Annotated in this window: 17 protein-coding genes; 6 read left to right on the forward strand and 11 right to left on the reverse strand. The window is 60.8% G+C overall.

Going from position 1 to position 17,986, the window contains the following annotated elements; genetic code table 11:
• Positions 1-159 precede the first annotated feature (159 nt).
• Both AC1D2N_RS15145 and AC1D2N_RS15150 read left to right on the forward strand, forming a co-directional pair.
• Positions 160-618, forward strand: coding sequence for an EF-hand domain-containing protein (locus tag AC1D2N_RS15145; RefSeq protein ID WP_018246483.1), 459 nt, complete (start codon positions 160-162; stop codon positions 616-618).
• Positions 619-669: 51 nt separating this feature from the next.
• Positions 670-1,059: a DUF302 domain-containing protein gene (locus AC1D2N_RS15150; RefSeq protein WP_050566338.1), complete on the forward strand. Its 390-nt coding sequence runs from the start codon at positions 670-672 to the stop codon at positions 1,057-1,059.
• Positions 1,060-1,196: 137 nt separating this feature from the next.
• Here the strand turns inward: AC1D2N_RS15150 and AC1D2N_RS15155 are convergent, their stop codons facing one another.
• The 9 genes from AC1D2N_RS15155 to AC1D2N_RS15195 all read right to left on the reverse strand — a co-directional run bounded on the left by AC1D2N_RS15155 (position 1,197) and on the right by AC1D2N_RS15195 (position 12,175).
• Positions 1,197-1,892 carry a VIT1/CCC1 transporter family protein gene (locus tag AC1D2N_RS15155; RefSeq protein WP_026188772.1) on the reverse strand — a complete coding sequence of 232 codons (696 nt, stop codon included), beginning with the start codon at positions 1,890-1,892 and terminating at the stop codon, positions 1,197-1,199.
• Between the two features lie 868 nt (positions 1,893-2,760).
• Positions 2,761-4,137: an adenylate/guanylate cyclase domain-containing protein gene (locus tag AC1D2N_RS15160; protein WP_018246480.1), complete on the reverse strand. Its 1,377-nt coding sequence runs from the start codon at positions 4,135-4,137 to the stop codon at positions 2,761-2,763.
• A gap of 251 nt (positions 4,138-4,388) precedes the next feature.
• Positions 4,389-5,462, reverse strand: a complete 1,074-nt coding sequence (locus tag AC1D2N_RS15165) for a 6TM ABC transporter family protein (protein ID WP_327209787.1) — start codon at positions 5,460-5,462, stop codon at positions 4,389-4,391.
• A gap of 7 nt (positions 5,463-5,469) precedes the next feature.
• Positions 5,470-5,622 carry a hypothetical protein gene (locus tag AC1D2N_RS15170; protein ID WP_018246478.1) on the reverse strand — a complete coding sequence of 51 codons (153 nt, stop codon included), beginning with the start codon at positions 5,620-5,622 and terminating at the stop codon, positions 5,470-5,472.
• A gap of 39 nt (positions 5,623-5,661) precedes the next feature.
• Complete coding sequence (locus tag AC1D2N_RS15175) at positions 5,662-6,309, reverse strand: CBS domain-containing protein (RefSeq protein WP_245268292.1); 648 nt, start codon at positions 6,307-6,309, stop codon at positions 5,662-5,664.
• A gap of 329 nt (positions 6,310-6,638) precedes the next feature.
• Positions 6,639-9,032 carry a phosphoketolase family protein gene (locus AC1D2N_RS15180; protein ID WP_018246476.1) on the reverse strand — a complete coding sequence of 798 codons (2,394 nt, stop codon included), beginning with the start codon at positions 9,030-9,032 and terminating at the stop codon, positions 6,639-6,641.
• A gap of 9 nt (positions 9,033-9,041) precedes the next feature.
• Entirely contained in the window at positions 9,042-10,214 is a 1,173-nt protein-coding gene (locus AC1D2N_RS15185) for an acetate/propionate family kinase (protein ID WP_130653936.1), read from the reverse strand.
• Positions 10,207-10,560 carry a hypothetical protein gene (locus AC1D2N_RS15190; RefSeq protein WP_018246474.1) on the reverse strand — a complete coding sequence of 118 codons (354 nt, stop codon included), beginning with the start codon at positions 10,558-10,560 and terminating at the stop codon, positions 10,207-10,209. Before AC1D2N_RS15190 ends, AC1D2N_RS15185 begins: the two co-directional genes overlap by 8 nt.
• Positions 10,541-12,175 carry an MBL fold metallo-hydrolase gene (locus tag AC1D2N_RS15195; protein WP_130653937.1) on the reverse strand — a complete coding sequence of 545 codons (1,635 nt, stop codon included), beginning with the start codon at positions 12,173-12,175 and terminating at the stop codon, positions 10,541-10,543. Before AC1D2N_RS15195 ends, AC1D2N_RS15190 begins: the two co-directional genes overlap by 20 nt.
• A gap of 214 nt (positions 12,176-12,389) precedes the next feature.
• Between AC1D2N_RS15195 and AC1D2N_RS15200 the strand changes: the two genes are divergently transcribed.
• Positions 12,390-13,037 (forward strand): BON domain-containing protein, encoded by a 648-nt coding sequence (locus AC1D2N_RS15200; RefSeq protein ID WP_018246472.1) that lies wholly within the window; start codon positions 12,390-12,392, stop codon positions 13,035-13,037.
• An 81-nt stretch (positions 13,038-13,118) separates the two neighbouring features.
• Here AC1D2N_RS15200 and AC1D2N_RS15205 read toward each other — a convergent pair whose 3' ends face one another.
• Positions 13,119-13,628, reverse strand: a complete 510-nt coding sequence (locus AC1D2N_RS15205; protein ID WP_026188771.1) for an Hsp20/alpha crystallin family protein — start codon at positions 13,626-13,628, stop codon at positions 13,119-13,121.
• A gap of 206 nt (positions 13,629-13,834) precedes the next feature.
• Here AC1D2N_RS15205 and AC1D2N_RS15210 point away from each other — a divergent pair, with 206 nt between their 5' ends.
• Positions 13,835-14,278 carry a hypothetical protein gene (locus AC1D2N_RS15210; protein ID WP_018246470.1) on the forward strand — a complete coding sequence of 148 codons (444 nt, stop codon included), beginning with the start codon at positions 13,835-13,837 and terminating at the stop codon, positions 14,276-14,278.
• On the opposite strand, the gene AC1D2N_RS15215 is transcribed toward AC1D2N_RS15210, so the two are convergent.
• Positions 14,241-14,984: a response regulator gene (locus AC1D2N_RS15215; protein ID WP_018246469.1), complete on the reverse strand. Its 744-nt coding sequence runs from the start codon at positions 14,982-14,984 to the stop codon at positions 14,241-14,243. The two genes, AC1D2N_RS15210 and AC1D2N_RS15215, sit on opposite strands and share 38 nt — an antisense overlap.
• 173 nt (positions 14,985-15,157) lie before the next feature.
• On the opposite strand from AC1D2N_RS15215, the gene AC1D2N_RS15220 reads away from it, so the two are divergent.
• Entirely contained in the window at positions 15,158-15,841 is a 684-nt protein-coding gene (locus AC1D2N_RS15220) for a helix-turn-helix domain-containing protein (protein ID WP_245268291.1), read from the forward strand.
• Positions 15,819-17,738, forward strand: a complete 1,920-nt coding sequence (locus AC1D2N_RS15225) for a hybrid sensor histidine kinase/response regulator (RefSeq protein ID WP_018246467.1) — start codon at positions 15,819-15,821, stop codon at positions 17,736-17,738. Before AC1D2N_RS15220 ends, AC1D2N_RS15225 begins: the two co-directional genes overlap by 23 nt.
• The last annotated feature ends 248 nt before the right edge of the window (positions 17,739-17,986 follow it).

Below are 17,986 nucleotides of genomic sequence, written 5' to 3' on the forward strand. Positions count from 1 at the left end.
CCTGTTCTCGCCTTAGCCGGCTCGATCCTCCGTGTCGCTTCAGCCGCGATCGTTCCTCGGTGAGGCAGGTGGCTGGCGTCGCGGTCATGGCACGGCGCGAACGCGATCGGTCCGTCCTCGACGACTCGAACCATACAAGTGGTTGATCCAGCGCAATGTTTGAAACCGGTGTGCATCGTATCCTCAAAGGGCGCTCCAACTCGTGGAGGACAATACTCAAAGAGGAGAGTCAGGATGTCCATTTTCAGACTGCCAACGATCACTATGCTGGCCTTGCTCGGTGCCGTCGGCGCCATGGGCAGCGCCTCCGCCCAGACGAAAAGTCCAGACCCCGCCCAGTCTGAGGCTAAACCCGATGCCGACGGATCGGAAATGATGCCAGGCATGATGGGCCGCAACATGATGCCATCTGGCATGTACCCAGGAATGCGCATGATGGGGCCAATGCGCGGTCATATGGTGAAGATTATGTTTGCCATCGCCGATAGCGATGGGGACGGTGCAATTTCTTTCGAAGAGTTGACCGCAATCCACAAACGCGTCTTCAACGCGGTCGACGCGAACAATGACGGCAAAGTCACACCTGAAGAAATGCAGGCGTTCATGCAAGACATGTGATTGGACGCTGGCATTGCCGGCCGTTGCATGGGAGCCCAAAGGAGACATCTCATGACCTATACGCTGGATAGAACCCTCTGGGCGACCAGTTTCGACGATGCGGTCGGCAGGACGAAATCCGCTCTCTCCAAGCACGGTTTCGGAGTTTTGACGGAGATCGATGTCAAGGCAACCATGAAAAAGAAGATCGACGCCGACATCGACGACTACCTCATCCTCGGAGCCTGCAATCCGCGCATGGCGTTCGAGGCAATGAGACTGGAACCGAAGGTGGGGGCCATGCTCCCGTGCAATGTCATCCTGCGCGGGGTCGATGGCGGCGATGTCATGGTGAGCGCAATCGATCCGGTTGCCTCCATGCAGGCGATCGACAACGAAGTGCTGAACAGTCTAGCAAGCAAGGTCCGATCGATGCTCGCCGAGGTGGTGGCCGAGATCTGACGATTATGAGTTCCGGCCCCCGAGCCTTGAGGAGTCGAAATTGCGTCCGCTCCTCTTTCGTTGCGACCGGAACCGCAACATCCTAGAACTCACCGCGTCCTCAAGCAGGGTGTGCAGGAAGGGGAGAAAGTTACTCGTCAAACTGCGGTGCCAACCAAAGCACCGATCCCCGCCGTCAATGCCATAGCGAAAGCGCCCCAGAAAGTGACGCGAGTGGTGGCCCTCCAGACGTTGGCGCCGCCCGCTTTCGCGCCGATAGCGCCCAGCAGCGCGAGGAAGGCCAAGGACGCGGTTGCAACGGTATAGATCAGCAACGAGGCGGGCGAAAGTACGACCATGAGCAGGGGCAATGCGGCTCCCACCGCAAACGTGAGGGCCGACGTCAAAGCTGCCTCAACCGGCCGGGCCGCCATGTGTTCGACGATACCGAGTTCGTCGCGCGAGTGCGCGTCGAGAGCATCATTTGCGGTCAGTTGGATCGCGACTTGCCTGGCCAGCTCGGCGGTGAGACCGCGTTTGACGTAGATCTCCGTCAGCTCCTCGTGCTCAGCTTCGGGTTGCGTCTCCAACTCGATCCGTTCTCGCGCGAGATCGGCTTCCTCGGTGTCCGCTTGGGAGCTTACCGACACGTATTCGCCGGCCGCCATGGACATCGCGCCCGCGACCAGACCAGCGACGCCTGCTACCAGGATCTGCGAGGGTCCGGCGGACGCGGTAGCGACGCCCATGATCAAGCTCGCCGTCGAGACGATTCCATCGTTTGCGCCGAGGACGGCAGCCCGTAGCCAGCCGATGCGGGAGACCAGGTGATGTTCCGAATGCAGTCTGCTCAACGGATAGGTCGTCAACGGCAGGTGAAATTGAGGCTTCATAGGGCATCTACCTTTCAAGATATCCTGATTTTTGCTCTGACCGAGCGTGGCCGCTTCCGTCTTGCGCAAGCAAATGGTGCCAGGATGCTTGCTAGAATACACCGATCGGATGGTCGCGATTTGACGCCGATCAATGTTCACACCTATCGACAGCCTATGATGAAAGCGCACCTCGATTACATGAGATGAAAAGAGTGGGAGCACGCCTCCCGTCAGAGCCATCGAGGTAAATGGAGATTGAAACATCCGGTCGACTTCCGAGCGAAGGCTGTCCAAGGGTGACCAGCGGCCTGATATCGATGGCGTTTTCGGCTCGGTGTTGGTTGGAAGATTAGCAGGATGTTCAGCCGGCTGCCTTTGCGACAAGCCATGTCTTTTCAGCAAAGGAGGTCAAAGACTTGACTACGGCCTTCGACGGGCGATGCGACGCAACCCGCCGAAACACTCTGCCAGGATATTCTACGCATCATCCACGGGCAGCGCCTGGTATCTGGTTCGACCGAGAGCGTTTGAGCTGAAGCCGCTTAAAGTTCATCAGCCAACCCTGTCGTAGCAAATGACGGTGCTAGGCTCGTTCCCGACGATGAAATGCTTAGAAAATCGCCTACGGCTGAACGCAGAGAAGGTTGCTTGATAATCGTTGCAATCAATCAGGACAGGTTTGCGAGTTGAAACGAATGGCGTGCATCGAAGACTCAACACGTCCGCCATCAGGATGTGGGATCTGGGCTCGCGGCAACTCTGGTCCTTCCATTCAAAGGAGCGTAGGGCCTAGAAAAATATAGGATCCAAGCACCAATTTTCTGAATGTACATCATCGCCTGGACACTCAGTCCCTCAACTTTGTCCCCGAGCAAGCGAAGATCGCAAGGTGCTCGCCGCGCCCTGCTAGCGGCTCACGACCGACCTCCCGCCATGTGCGAAGTTGTCCCGAGCGCATCACCACGGTCTCAGAAGCCAGGAGCGCTGTATTAAACCGCTTGGTGGCCTGTTCGATCTTAGCAGCCACATTGACGACGTCGCCAAGCACTGTGAATTCAATTCGTTTGTCGTCGCCAACAAGCCCGCAATACACTTCACCCGTGTGAATGCCAATCCCCACCCGGATCGGTGGATCAAATCCGCGCTTAGCGTTCCATTGATCCATGAGTTCGAGAAGCTCTTGGGCACATGCTATAGCGCGGGTACAGTCATCACTCTGGGGATCTGGGACGCCAAATACAAGCAGAGCGCCATCTCCAATGAACTTGTCGACAACGCCGCCGAAGGCCTCCGCGGCATGCGTTACCCGTCGCCGAAAGGAAGAGATAAAGATGGACAGCCGCGCCGGATCCACGCCCTCTGCATAAGCAGTAAACCCTCGTATATCGACGAACAGGATGGCGGCCTGTTGGCGTCGGCCTTGCCGCCACGTGGAGATATCACTCTCCCCCGCCAATGGCGCGATCTCGGCTGGAAGGAATCGAGCAAGGTTCGCCCGCCGGGTTGTCTCGTTGACAGCGCGCATGAGAAGGCGCCGAGAACGCAGCATTGCGAGTGCCGTTGTGAGGCCGATTAGCATCAGCATGACGGCCCGCATGAGATAAGCCGGCAGTGAGAACAGGCGACCGATGTTTGCCTCTAGGTCGGAAGGAACTTCGGCGATTCCAAAGCCGTTCAGGAACGAGCGAAAACCGAGCGCGCAGACGACGCCAACCAAGGCGATCATTGTAACAATAGTGGCCCACACTTGAACGAGTGGCCGATACCGAAGGGCGCCAACGGCGAGGCCGAGAGGTACGAGCCAGATGGTCGGTATTGCAGCGATCCAGTTGCCGCCCAGGCCAAGACCTTCTAGGCCGAGAAACAGGCTGTATCCGAGAATGGCCGCGTCACCGGTGACGAGGACAAATGCCATCCATGGCCTGAACCAGCGGCGGATAACCAAGAGCAACGATACGATACCGAGGGCCAGGAAGGTCCCGACCGTGAACTGAGCCGTGAAACGAACCTGGCTCAGGCTGTATTCATCGGTGAGTTCGGCTGTCCCTGACCAAACGACCAGACCACTCGCGAGGAGGGCGAGCCCCACGGCGATTCGAACCCATCCAATCGCATATTCCGCCTCAATCTCCGATTCCCGGAATAGCTTATCTACAGAATCGCTCGTCGGGGCCGAGCGGCTCGCATGCGATCGATTGGCGATCGTTTTGAAAAGCCACCCCAAACAGATCCCTCCCGGCACTCGGACGACAGGCACACACGTCCGAGGGTGCAGCCATCTCATATCATATTTGCAGCGCTTTTTGAATTTTGCGGAGCTCGAAAACCGAAGGATGCAACGCGATTGATATCGCCCTGGGCCTCATTGTAGACGCCACGCGTGGCAACTGTTGCCACACTTTTTTTCAGCCGGCACCATGATTATGGCCTTCGCGGAGACGGCCCCGGCCGAGGACCAGAATTTACAGTCGAGGTTTATCGGAGATGACGGCAGGTGCGATGATGGGGCGAGCCGGCATGATGGGCGGAATGCGCGGCGACGCGACGCGTAGTCACATGATGAATTTCGTGTTCGCCATCGCGGATGTCGATGGAGCCGGAACACTTCCTTCGAGGAAGCAACGAGGTTACGATACCAGTCCACGATCGCCCCCCAAGGGTCGACGATCTTCGCCAGACCCGAGACAAATGCGACCACGGTACCCATCTCGGTCTTGCCGGTGACAACGTAGATTCCCCCAGGACGAAAATGCCAACGTAGCCCAATTGCGCCATGAGATTCATGAGAAAGTTCATGGCGTACTTGTAGCGGTAGATCCCCATGTTGGCGGAGAAGATCGCTCCGATGCGCGAAGTTTGAGGATTCTCTCCCTGGCCACCTTCGATCGCATGCACCATGCCTTCGCTGACGTCGCGCATGATGGCGACCTTCGCCTCGACCCGGCGGTTGATCGCGGCCTGCATCATCGGGACGAAGGCAATCTGCGGGGCAAAGGTCGCTGCGACGGCCAGCATCATCAGCGGCTGGAGATAGATCAGGTAGCTGCAGACGGTGACAAGGATGCCGACCTGCAGCAGCGGCTCGGAGATGCTGGTTCCAACGAAACCGCCGACCGGCTCGGCTTCCGCAAGAACAATCGACAGCTCGACACCCTCGAGCATGGATTCTGATGGCGGCGTCTCGGCCTGATGCAGAACACGCGCCCGCAGCCAGAGCGTGCCCCTCTCGCCCACCCAGCTTCTGTAGAGATTGAGGGTGAATTTAATGGCGCCCTCCACCACTGCCACCGCGAGATAGAGCGAAACGAGAAAGAGAAGCGACCCGTACGAAGCTTGCTGGGTCGCCTCGTTGATGATCCGACGCTGGAGTTCGAGAGGCGCCGCGCCTATAGCAAACAGAACCATGGACAGCCCGGCGATCAAAGCCTGATGACGCCTTCCCATCAGCCAGATGAAACCGAACAGGTCGGAGGCCATCGAATCCGTCGCACTTCCGGTCCTTTGCGAGAAGCGGCCAAGCAATTCAGTCCTGGAGCGCCAAATGTTCATTGCGCACTCACGGGTCAGAAAGAGAGCGCTCGACGCGCCCGCTTCGAGAGTCGTCGGATGGTTTCACCAGCAGGACGCCCACGACCGTCCCGACCATGAGGATCAGGATGACGAGGAGAAGCCTCGACATGATGGCGTCTGCGATGACCCTGACAATCATGACGGAAACTCCAGGGACGATTTCATCGTTTGAGGGGGCTCACCATGCGGAAGCCAGGGTGATCTTGTTCACCACGCCGCCGACGCCGCGGACGCTTTCCGCCGCCACCCTGGCCGCTGAGCGTTCCAGCTCCGTCTCGACCTCCCCCCTCAGGGTGACTACCCCGTTGGAGACGGTGGCATTGACCATGGGGGGCGTAATTTCGAGCTCGGCTTCCAGGCGGCTACGAACGGCGGTCCCTAGGGCCTCGTCGCCGGAAGCGGTGCACTGCCGTGGAACATCGAGAAGCGCCCGCATCAAGTCGCGACGGCTGATTATTCCGGCGAGGCTGCCGTTCTCGACGACGGGCAGGTGTTTGATGTCGTGGGCCTGCAGGAGTTCTGCGAGCTGGCTCGCGGTGGCGGTCGGGGCGGCGCTGACGACAGGCGTCGACATCACGTCCTTGACGCGCCAGCTTCGGGCCTTCACATAGTCCGCCAGTGCATCTTCGCGGTCGCGCGTATGCGGTACCGCCCGTCTCGCCCAAGAAGACGCCACCCGGCGCAGCAGGTCCCCCTCGGTAACGATGCCCGTGAGCCGCCCTTCGCCATCGACGACGGGCACCGCGCCGATCTTGCTGGCGTTGACGATCTCGACGGCTTCCCTGACGTTGTGTCCCTCGTCGAGCGTCGTCACGGGGGTCGTCATGATGTCTCTAGCAAGCATCGCGCTGTCTCCTTGTTGATTAAACAATTACGGAGCCAACACACGTTGAGCGCATTGACGTGGATCAAGCCTGACACGAAGCCGCGGGAGGCCGTCTTCGCGCGTCGTCGTCTCCGGAGCCTGCCGACGAAGTGCGGCATCAGGCTCGCCGGCATTGCAACCTTTTGCAGGATCAAGACGTTATGGTTCGGTTTCGTCCTCGCGCGGCACATCGACGGCGAGGTTGCCACCTCGCACTCGAAACCTCTCTCCTACGTGCTGACGTGGCTGTGGCAGTATAGCTGGTGGCAGTTGCTAGCTAATTCCGGTCATCAGTCGCGCGAGGAGGAGCGTGCCCAGCGCCAATTCTGGATTTCCGGCATGTCTTCTCCCCGCTCCCGCACGAACGCCCGGTGTTCGTCGAGCTTTGCATGCAGGTCTGCCATCACATCTGGCACCTTTTCGGCGAGATCGGGCACTCGCGCGATCGCCTCGAGAGCGAGATGATACCTGTCCAGCTCGTTCAATACGGTCATATCGAACGGCGTCGTCGTCGTTCCCTCCTCCACGAACCCGCGCACGTGGATGTTGCCGTGATTGGTTCGCCGGTACGTCAACCGGTGGATGAGATAGGGATAGCCGTGGTAGGCGAAGATGACCGGCCTGTCCTTCGTAAAGATACCATCGAACCGTGCATCGTCGAGGCCATGGGGATGCTCCTTGGGATCCTGCAGCGCGAGCAGATCGACGACGTTGACCGTCCTGATCTTGAGATCTGGTATCGCCTCGTGCAGCAGCATGACGGCCGCGAGCGTCTCCATGGTCGGCACGTCGCCCGCACATGCCATCACGACGTCGGGCGCGATCGTATCGTACTCGAAGCTAGCCCAGTCCCAGACGCCAATGCCCTCCTCGCAATGCTTCACCGCCTCGTCGATCGTGAGGTACTGGGACTCCGGCTGCTTGCCGGCAACGATCACGTTAACGCGGTCGTAAGTCTTCAGGCAGTGATCGCCGACCCACAGGAGCGTATTGGCGTCTGGCGGCAGATAGATGCGGACTACGTCTGCCTTCTTGTTGGCGACTAGGTCGACGAAGCCGGGGTCCTGATGCGAGAAACCGTTGTGGTCCTGTCGCCAGACATGCGACGTCAGGAGGTAGTTCAGCGACGACACCGGCTCGCGCCATTCCAGTCCCCGAGACACCTTGAGCCACTTGGCGTGCTGGTTGAACATCGAGTCGATGATGTGGATAAAGGCTTCGTAGCAGGAGAAAAGCCCGTGGCGGCCAGTCAGAAGATATCCTTCCAGCCAGCCCTGGCAGAGATGCTCGCTGAGAACCTCCATAACCCGTCCATCTCTGCCGAGATGGACATCGTAGTCTTCAATTTCTTGCATCCAGACGCGGTCAGTCTGCTCAAAGACGGCACCCAGCCGGTTCGACTCGGTCTCGTCCGGCCCGAAGATCCGGAAGTTTTTGGCCTCGGCATTGAGCCGCATGACGTCCCGCAGATACCGTCCTAAAATCTCTGTCGACTGGACCTGGGAAGCGCCACGAACGTCAATCGCAACCGCGTGGTCGCGAATGTCCGGTAACTGCAGCTCCCGCCGCATCCGTCCACCGTTTGCGTAGGGCGTCGCTCCCATGCGCTTCTCACCGGTCGGCGCCGTGGCCCGCAACTCGTCCTTGAGCCGCCCGTCCGTTTCGAACAGGTCGTCGGGATCATAGCTACGCATCCAGTCTTCGAGGATCTTTCGGTGGCCGGCATCCCCGCGGCAATTGGCGACAGGCACCTGATGGGCGCGCCAGAATCCCTCCACCTTCTTGCCGTCAACCTCCTTCGGCCCGGTCCACCCCTTGGGGCTGCGAAGCACGATCATCGGCCACCGCGGCACGCCGGCCGCGGGCGACCCGTTCCTCGCCGACGCCTGCAAGGATTCGATGATGTCGAAGGCCCTGTCGAAGGCGGCCGCCATCTGCCGATGCATGTCCGCCGGCTCGTGGCCCTCGACGAAGATCGGCTCATAGCCAAATCCTACGAACAGGCTGCGGAGATCCTCGTCGCTTGTCCTCGACAGGATCGTCGGATTGGCGATCTTGTAGCCGTTGAGATGCAGGATCGGCAGCACAGCGCCGTCGCGAGCAGGATTGAGAAACTTCGTCGAATGCCAGGCCGCCGCAAGCGGGCCAGTCTCAGCCTCACCGTCGCCGACCACGCAGGCTACAACGAGGTCCGGATTGTCGAACGCGGCGCCGAAGGCGTGGACCAGCGCATATCCGAGTTCGCCGCCTTCGTGGATCGAACCGGGGGTCTCCGGGGCCACGTGGCTGGGTATGCCTCCCGGAAAGGAAAACTGTCTGAACAGCTTGCGCATGCCATCGGCATCCTGCGAGATGTCGGGATAGACCTCGCTGTATGTCCCCTCAAGATAGGTGTTCGCGACCATTCCCGGCCCCCCGTGGCCAGGCCCGCACACGTAAAGGACGTGTCCGCCACGAGCCTTGATGATGCGGTTGAGATGGGCGTAGATGAAGTTGAGGCCGGGCGTCGTTCCCCAATGTCCGAGAAGGCGGGGCTTGATATGTTCCGGCCGAAGCGGCTCACGCAGAAGCGGATTGTCCATGAGGTAGATCTGGCCGATGGACAGATAGTTGGCGGCCCGCCAGTAGCGGTCGATGAGTTCGAGTTCGCGCTCGGTCGGCGGTGGGCTGCTATGTTCAGACATGTTCGATCCTTAAAGCCTGTGGCGGCTGATGACTTCGATTGCTTCTTCGGCGATCACCTGTTCCTCGTCGGCCGGAATGACGAAGGCGACGATTTCGCTTTCCCTCGCGCTGATCACGGTCGCGTTCATCTTGTTCGCGAGCTCGCTCAACGAGAGACCCAGCCAGCCCAGATGGTGGGCGACGCCACTGCGTATTTCCGGTTGATGCTCGCCGACGCCGGCGGTGAAGACGACGGCGTCCACCCCGCGTAGAGAGACGGCAAGCCTTCCTATCTCGCCGGCGATCCTGAAGCAGAAGAGGTCGAGGGCTTCCCTGGACGCCGGATGGAAGTCCTCCAGCAGGACCCGGACGTCACCGCTTTTCCCGGAGACGCCGAGTAGCCCGCAACGGTGGTAGAGGAAATCCTCGAGGCTGTCTGCGTCGTGGAAAATGTTGCGCAGAAGGTGGACGACAGCGCCGGGATCGAGCGACCCCGGCCGGGTCGACATCGGAACTCCGCCCAGCGGGGAGAAGCCCATGCTGGTGTCTATGCTCACGCCGTCGACCATTCCGCAAAGGCTCGCGCCGCTTCCAAGATGCGCGCAGATGATACGGCCGGCGGCCAGGTCTGGATCGTGTTTCCTGAGCTCGCCGGAGACGTACTTATAGGAAAGTCCGTGGAAGCCGTATCTGCGGATCCCGGCGTCGTGCAGCTCTCTGGGAATGGCGAGCCGCGCGGCAAGACTGCTCTGCGACGAATGGAATGCGGTATCGAACGACGCAGTCTGCGGTATGTCCGGATATGCACTCCGGACGGCGCGAACGATCGCAAGCGCCGGAGGGAGGTGCACCGGCGCGAGATGCGTCAGGTGTTCCATTCTGAGGACGACGTCTGGCTCCAGAAGAACGGGGCCATCGAAGACCTGTCCGCCGTGGACGATGCGATGGCCGGCCACCACGGGGTCGAATCCTCTGCGGACAATGCAATCGACGACCTGCAATACCAGCCGCGCGTCGATCTCTGTACTGGATGGAAGATCGACAGCCTCGTCCCCGTCAGAAAATCGGAAGGTGAACCTTGGCTGGTCCCCGAGCGTGGCAATACCGCCTCCCAGCCGGAGTGCCCGACCGTCCTTCAGCCTGAAGACGCCGACCTTGAGGCTGGAGGACCCGGCGTTGAAAGTGACGGCAACCCTATCCATGGCCCGAAGCCCTGGAGCGTGCCGTCCCAGCAGACTTCGCAGCCACCTTCGTTGCAGCCTGCCTGGCTGCCTCCTTGCTTGCCTCTTCGAAGAACTCGCATGCGTACTCGAGGACGGACGTCTCGTCTTCCGACGACAGACCGAACGGCGCGCACTGCTCCTTCATGGCCCGCAAGACCTTCTTCTTTAACGCAGCGACCGCAAAGGCATTCTTCGAAGCGAGAACCTCCCTCAGGCAGGTTATAGCGACGACCTCCAGGACGGTAAGCTTGCCTTGCACCTCACCCTGGGTCGGTATCGCGAAGCGTTCTCCGCCGCGCTTGCAGTCACGATCCATGATTAACATTGCCGTCTCTCCTCCCTTCGGCCGCCGAAACATCGTCCGGGTCCAGTGCGCGTCGAAGCCTGCGCAGCACGACCGCACGGCCCTTCTCGTCGGCGACGGATTTCAGACGATCGGACAGGTCCAGAACGAACCGCTGATAGTCGTTGTTCCAGTCGGGCTTGCCGGGCACGACCGGCTTGATACGTGCGGGCGTCGTGTCTTCGATGAGGCGTGCACCCGCCGGTGAAAGCTCGTAGGCGTCGTCCAGCGACGGGCAGACGACCTTTGCGGAAACTTGCTTCGAAAGACGCGCGGACATCGCTTCACGAGCGCTCTCCTCTCCATGGACAAGGAAGACTGCGTTCCGGATCGGTTCCCGCTCGGCAACCCACGCATCCAGTTCGCTTGCATCCGCGTGTCCGCTGTAGGCGTCGAGCGTGGCCATCCTGGCGCAGACGTGAATCTCCTCGCCCTGGATGCGGATATCGGTCGCGCCCTCCTGCAGGATACGGCCAAGCGTCCCCGCCGCCTGGAACCCGACGAACAGCACTGTGCACTCCGGCCGCCAGAGCCAGTTCTTCAGGCGGTGGCGGATCCGTCCCGCCTCGCACATTCCGCTTGCCGCGATGATGACGTGAAAGCCACGGACGAGATCGAGCGCCTTCGACTGCTCGGCCGTCTCGGTGAAGCGGACGTTCGGCGCGTTGAGCGCGCGAAGGAACGCCTTGCCGTGACCGAGGTCGGCCGCATGCTTCTTGAATGCCTCGGTCGCACGCGATGCGAGCGGCGAGTCTATCATGATCGGGCACCGGGGCACCTGTCCTTCGTCCATGAGGGCGACGAGATCGGTCAGCACTTCCTGCGTTCTCTCGACGGCGAAGGAAGGAATCAGAAGAACCCCGCCGGGGCTGTTCGAGCTCGCCACCACTTCGCGCAGCCGGTCCCGTCGATCCTTCAGAGCGTACTCTTCCCTTTCGCGGTCTCCGTATGTGCTTTCGCAGATGAGGTAATCGACCCCGGAAGGCGCCCGAGGGAGATTTTCGAACAGTTTGTTGCTCGCGCCGACGTCGCCGGAGAACAAAATTCTCGTCGCCCCGTCTGCGCCGGGCGTCTCGACTTCGATCGATGCGGAACCCATCAGATGTCCTGCATTCCAGTAACGGAACCTTACGCCGCCAACGGTCTCCCGCCACTCGCCGTACTCGACCGCGATGAACTGCGGCAGCATGCTGCGGGCGTCGTCGGCGGTATAGATGGGCTCCACCGTCTCTCGCGCCCTTCTGCTGTTCCTTCGATTAAGCTGCCGGACCTCCGACTCCTGGATGTGACCCGAATCCTGCAGCATGATCGTGCAAAGGTCGATCGTTGCTGCCGATGCAAAGATTGGCCCACCGTATCCCGCCTTCGCGAGCTTCGGAAGCAGGCCCGAGTGGTCGATGTGCGCATGTGTGAGCAGCACTGCGTCGACTTTTGCTGGATCGAATGGGAGCAGCTTGTAGTTCAGCTCCTTTTCCGATTTGGATCCTTGAAACATCCCGCAATCAACGAGAATGCGCGCCCCGGCCGTCTCCAGCAGGAAGCACGATCCGGTCACCGACCCCGCGGCGCCGTGGAAGTGAAGGATCGGATTGGCCATGACAACTCCTATGTGTTGTCAGGCACTTTAAGGCACCCCGGACGATCGCACGTTGACGAAGGTCAAAGACGTGTTCGCGGCTCGCCTGACGGGCAATTTTGGGGAAATGCAGGCCGTCGCCAGGTTCAATTGACCAAGCGCAACGCCAGAAATTTTGGACGGCGCATCATACCTCGCGAGGCCAACGGGCTTCGGACCCCAACAGGAGGTAGAAATGACGGACTTAGGAATCCAACAGGACATACTCGACGAGCTGGCGTTCGAACCCAGCATCGACGCCGCGCATATCGGCGTCTCGGTGGAAGATGGCATTGCGATCCTCTCCGGTCACGTGTCGACCTATACCGAAAAGCTGACAGCGGAAGACGTTGCAGCGCGGGTGAAGGGCGTCCGGGCGGTGGCTGTGGAGATCGAGGTGCGGTGCGTAGGTCACAAGCAGCATGCGGACGACCAGATTGCATCGCGGGCGATCGACATCATCGCCTGGAACACGGCGCTTCCGGAGGGACCGGTTCATGTAAAGGTCGAGAGGGGCTGGGTGACGTTGTCGGGCGAAGTGCGCTGGCAGTTCCAGAGGGCTGCCGCCGAACGTGCAGTCAGGAAGCTCGGCGGCGTGGTCGGCGTCCTCAATCTGCTGACGATACGGCCGTGCCCATCGGTGCCGGACGTCCGCCGTCGGATCGAGGACGCGCTGAAGCGGAGTGCCGAAGTCGACGCCGGCGGCATTTCGGTGAAGGTTCAGGACGACAAGGTCGTTCTCGAAGGCGGCGTGCGCGCCTGGCACGAGCGCGGCGTCGCCGAACGGACGGCCTGGTCTGTTCCAGGCGTTGCCACCGTCGAGAACCACATCCGCATCAACTGAAAAAGAGGGAGGGGTCGCCGCCCCCTCCCTCTCTCCGCGCCCACCGTACGCCACCCCCTCGGCGTAGCGGAGGGTTGACCGTCAGGCCGCCTTGACCGTGATCTTCTTGTCGTTCTTCTGCCGCTCGGGCGTCTTAGGCAGCGTTACCTTGAGAACGCCGTTGGAGAACTTCGCCTCGATCTTCTCGCTGTCCACGCCGCGCGGCAATTCCAGGCTTCGGTGGAATGATCCGTAGCGCCGTTCGGAAAGGTAATAGTCGTTTTCCTTTTCCTCCTTGGCCTCGTTCTTCTCGCCCTTGATGGTGAGAACCCCGTCGGCGAGCGTGACGTCAAGATCCTTGGCGTCCACGCCTGGAAGCTCGGCCGACAGCTCGAAGGCTTTGTCGGATTCAACGAGATCGACGGCGAGCATGCCGCGCGAGAACGCAGCCGGCATCCTGCTGAAGGCCCGGTCGAAGATCGACGGGCTCCCGAAGTCGCTGAACACGCGGTCGATCTCGGACCGCAGGCTGTCGAGGGGCCACCAGCGGTCGACTGGCGCCGCCGGCCTTGCTTCTGTCTTTACGGAAAGTTTCGTTGCAGAATCTGCCATTGTCATTCTCCTTCTCTCAAGAATGCCGTCGTTCGCAGGCGGCGATGCGCAGATAGAACAGTCCATTGCATCCTCAGTCTTTGATCACCGTCAAATCACCCTGGCTTTTGTCATTCGAGTTTCCTCGGACTGAGGATTGACCTGGGACAAGGCCCCAACTGTCGGACCATGCGAACATTTCCTCTCAATCGAGGAGGAAAGCCGCCATGACATCGGGATATTGCGTCCGCCTGCTCCACTTGGACGATGCGCTGATCGCCTACAGCCTGATTCAGGTGGCGGCTCCGTGCTTTTCTGCCGACGATTGGGCGCAAGTGGTGGCGAACGCCGATCGGTGGACGCTCGTCTCGTTAAAGGATCCGGCAGGCTATGTGCGTGGGCTGGCCGCCTACCGGATCGGCGCGCATCCGATCGCCGGACGATTGATGGACGTTCCGATCTTCGCGGTGGCGAGCGTCATTGACGACATGACCATCACGGACCTCCTGTTCACCTCGCTTCGAAGGCGATCGGCGGGATGCGACTACATGCGGTTCTGGGCGCAGTTTCCAGGTGATTTCTCAGAGATGGAAAGCGAAGACCGATTTCGTCGGTGGGATCATGGCCTGATGTTCAGGATCGACCGGAAGCCGTCTCCGGCCTTGCTGTGAAGAGATATCCGACGCCACGAACAGACTTGATCAGGCTAGGATTGGCCGCATCCGTCTCTATCTTGCGCCGCAGCCTGACGATCAGTGCGTCGATGGTGCGGTCGAAGCCGTCGCGGCCGCGCTTGTGCGTCAAGTCCATCAGCATGTCACGCGTCATGACACGCCCTGCATGGGTGGCGAATACATGCAGCATGTCGAACTCCCCCGTAGACATCGCCACTTCGTCCCCGGCCGGGTTCGTCACCGCTCTCCGTTCCACGTCAAGCCGCCATCCAGCGAAAAAGAGCACGCCTGCTTCCGGGGGTGCGGCTTCGTTGGAAACTGTGCGTCTCCGCAGGACCGTCCTCACGCGGGCGAGCACCTCCCGGAGATGGAATGGCTTGCCAATGTAGTCGTCCGCGCCGACCTCCAGACCGACGACGCGGTCCATGACATCGTCGCGGCCGGACAGCATGATAATGGGAACGTCCGACCCTGAACGGATTTCCCTTGCGAGCTGGAGCCCGTCGCAGTCTCCCGGCATGACGAGGTCAAGCAGAACGGCGTCGAATTTTGCCCCGGCCATTCTGGCGCGCATCTGCGAGCTGCTGCCTGCCACGTCGACGTCGAATCCCTCCTCGCCGAGATATTGCGCGAGCATTCTTTGGATCCGGACATCGTCGTCCACGACAAGTATGCGGGTCCGTCTGACAATTCCGCTCGTCATTCCAGCATTCTTCGCTTGTTACGGATTGTTACACAATCGCACCAAGTCTTACGCTTCTCGCATTCCGGTGTCATCAGCGTTCGGTCAAATCCAGGCCACGCAACGGCAGATGGAGCCACGACATGCAAGCGGTATCAAACATCCATTCACTCGAACGGCCACTGTCGCATGGAATGATCGACTTCGCCCCGCTGTTCATGCACCAGACCGTCGAGACTGCCCAGTCGGGAACCACGATCTTCTTTGAGGGCGACGCCGCCCGGCACGTGTTTCGCATCGTGCGCGGGAACGTCCGCATATGCCGGTTCCTTCCCGACGGCCGCCGCCTCATCATTGGTTTTCTTGGTGCAGGCGACCTGGTCGGACTATCATTTCGCAACCGCTACATGTTTGCAGGCGAGGCTATCGATGAGGTGGCCTTCACCCGGATGAACAAGCGGACGCTGGAAGAGGAACTGCAACTCGTGCCTGATTTCCGGCTTCAGCTCCTGTCGCAACTTCGCGACGAAATCTCCGCAGCGCAGGACCACATGCTCCTGCTGTCGCACAAGAACGCCGAGCAACGCGTCTGCACTTTCCTGCTGCATCGGCTGGAACGGAGCGAGGGACGGGACGGCCGGACGATCAGTCTGCCAATGGTCCGCGCCGATATCGCCGACCATCTCGGCATGACGATCGAGACCGTGTCGAGGACGCTTACCAAGCTGGTCGCCAAAGGCATACTATTGCCTGCGGACAAGCATCAGTTCAAGGTTGCGAGCCGGTTGGCACTGGCCCGCACCGCCGACGAAGACCCGGACGACGTGTTCGAGGACGTAGACGCAGGAGCACGCTATGCTGGAACACGCTATCAGTGAGACAGACCTGGACCGGATCGTGCGCATGTTCGACGGCTCCAATCTGATCGTCCACGGCTTCGATGGCGTCATCCAGCGCTGGACCTCGGGCTGCGAGCAGCTCTACGGGTGGTCCGCGTCGGAGGCCGTGGGAAAGGTGGTTCACGATCTCCTGGACACGCGATTTCCGGCGGACGTGGAGGAGCTTCGGACCGAAGTGCGTAACAACGGGTCCTGGACCGGACAGGTGGGGCACCGGCGAAAGGATGGTGCCAGACTCGCGATCGTGACGCGGTGGACCGTTCTCGAGCTTGGGGATCCGGACACGCTCATCGTCCAGTCCAACAACGACGTGACCCTCATGCAGCAGGTCGAGGACGAGCTGCGGGAGCGGCAGGCACACCTCCAGTCCATCCTAGCTACGGTCCCCGACGCAATGATCGTGATAGACGACAAGGGTTGCATCGCCTCGTTCAGCACTGCGGCGGAGCAACTCTTCGGCTACTCCGCGCACGAGGCCATCGGGCAGAACGTTTCCATGCTGATGCCGTCTCCGGACAGGGAGGCTCACGACGGATATCTGGATTCGTACATTCGGACCGGACGCCGCCGGATTATCGGCTACGGGCGCGTGGTCGTCGGCCTGAGGAAGAACGGGACCACCTTTCCGATGGAGCTCTCGGTCGGCGAGGCGGTCGCCGGCGGAAGGCGGACGTTCACGGGCTTCGTCAGGGATCTGACGAGCCGCCACCGCATTGAAGCCGAGCTGCGGCAGTCGCAGAAGATGGAGGCGGTCGGACAGTTGACGGGAGGACTCGCCCACGACTTCAACAATCTGCTCGCCGTCATCAGCGGCAATCTCGAAATGCTGGAGGCCCGTCTTGCCGAACCGGGGCAGTTGTCCCTGTTGCGGGAGGCGCAGTCAGCGGCCGACGACGGCGCCAGACTGACCTCCCAGCTTCTGGCATTCGGAAGGCGGCAGGCCCTCGCACCAAAAGAGCTGGACGTCAGCGCCCTGCTTGGAGAGTTTTCAGACCTCGTCCAGCGAACGCTGGGCGACTCCGTCGAACTCCGGACGATCATTCCTGGGCGGCGGATGAGCGCAATGGCAGACAAGGCGCAACTCCAGAGCGCGCTTCTCAACCTTTCGATCAACGCCAGAGACGCGATGCCTGCCGGCGGCCGTCTGACGATCGAGATATCAGGCGTCGAGATCGACTCCGACTACGCCGGGATGTATCCGGCGATCCGCCCCGGCAGATACGTCCTCATTTCGGTCACCGACACAGGCACCGGAATGACATCCGAGGTGATGGAGAGGGCTTTCGAGCCGTTCTTCACCACGAAACCGACCGGCTCGGGAACGGGGCTTGGACTCAGCATGGTCTACGGTTTCGCAAAGCAATCCGCAGGGCACTTGCAGCTCTACAGCGAACTTGGCGAGGGGACGACGGTTCGCCTGTTTCTTCCACGCGCCGACACCGGAAAGGATTCCCATCCGGACGAGCAGCAAGCCAAGGACGCCCCCTCTCTTGGCACCGAGACCATCCTGGTCGTCGAAGACGACGCGAGAGTTCGCAGAGTGACGGTCGGCCGTCTGCTGACGCTCGGCTACTCCGTCATCGAAGCTACGAACGGGATCGACGCGTTGAAGGAGCTGGAGGCGGGGCACGACGTAGCGCTCCTGTTCAGTGATGTGGCCATGCCTGGAATGAACGGCGACGAACTGGCCCGGAAGGTACGCGAGCGCTGGCCGAGGGTGAAAATTCTCCTCACGTCGGGCTTTTCGGAGCCTCATGCTGCGGAGAAGGAGATCCAAGCGGGCGCCGGCTGGCTAAAGAAGCCGTACACGGCCTCGGAGATGTCGACCCGCCTCAGGCTGCTGCTCGACGCGAGGCATGGTTGCGATCCTGCGTGACTGCGGGTTCCAACTCATAGCTCCCATTCGCGCTGTCGCTATTGGTGACGGAACATCGAGGTCGATATCCGCGGCAGATTCAGTCAACGTTCCCGAAAGATCGGTCTTCCAAGGACAACAAGCTCCTGACGCTCGCAACGGAGGTTCTGCATTGGCAGGCAAAAGGTTCGTTTCGAAGACGAGATCGACGCGGAAGTCGGGGCAAGGCCCAAGAGGTGCTCCCATCTTCGAGCTCGGAAATTGATGGC

This window comes from Rhizobium sp. P1_B8 (assembly GCF_056406515.1).

Excerpts from the sequence above, each read along its gene's own strand:
- AC1D2N_RS15150 (WP_050566338.1), top strand. The coding sequence starts at position 670 with ATGACCTATACGCTGGATAGAACCCTCTGGGCGACCAGTTTCGACGAT.
- AC1D2N_RS15165 (WP_327209787.1), bottom strand. The coding sequence starts at position 5,462 with ATGAACATTTGGCGCTCCAGGACTGAATTGCTTGGCCGCTTCTCGCAA.
- AC1D2N_RS15170 (WP_018246478.1), bottom strand. The coding sequence starts at position 5,622 with ATGATTGTCAGGGTCATCGCAGACGCCATCATGTCGAGGCTTCTCCTC.
- AC1D2N_RS15175 (WP_245268292.1), bottom strand. The coding sequence starts at position 6,309 with ATGACGACCCCCGTGACGACGCTCGACGAGGGACACAACGTCAGGGAA.
- AC1D2N_RS15180 (WP_018246476.1), bottom strand. The coding sequence starts at position 9,032 with ATGTCTGAACATAGCAGCCCACCGCCGACCGAGCGCGAACTCGAACTC.
- AC1D2N_RS15185 (WP_130653936.1), bottom strand. The coding sequence starts at position 10,214 with ATGGATAGGGTTGCCGTCACTTTCAACGCCGGGTCCTCCAGCCTCAAG.
- AC1D2N_RS15190 (WP_018246474.1), bottom strand. The coding sequence starts at position 10,560 with ATGTTAATCATGGATCGTGACTGCAAGCGCGGCGGAGAACGCTTCGCG.
- AC1D2N_RS15195 (WP_130653937.1), bottom strand. The coding sequence starts at position 12,175 with ATGGCCAATCCGATCCTTCACTTCCACGGCGCCGCGGGGTCGGTGACC.
- AC1D2N_RS15200 (WP_018246472.1), top strand. The coding sequence starts at position 12,390 with ATGACGGACTTAGGAATCCAACAGGACATACTCGACGAGCTGGCGTTC.
- AC1D2N_RS15205 (WP_026188771.1), bottom strand. The coding sequence starts at position 13,628 with ATGGCAGATTCTGCAACGAAACTTTCCGTAAAGACAGAAGCAAGGCCG.
- AC1D2N_RS15210 (WP_018246470.1), top strand. The coding sequence starts at position 13,835 with ATGACATCGGGATATTGCGTCCGCCTGCTCCACTTGGACGATGCGCTG.
- AC1D2N_RS15215 (WP_018246469.1), bottom strand. The coding sequence starts at position 14,984 with ATGACGAGCGGAATTGTCAGACGGACCCGCATACTTGTCGTGGACGAC.
- AC1D2N_RS15220 (WP_245268291.1), top strand. The coding sequence starts at position 15,158 with ATGATCGACTTCGCCCCGCTGTTCATGCACCAGACCGTCGAGACTGCC.
- AC1D2N_RS15225 (WP_018246467.1), top strand. The coding sequence starts at position 15,819 with ATGCTGGAACACGCTATCAGTGAGACAGACCTGGACCGGATCGTGCGC.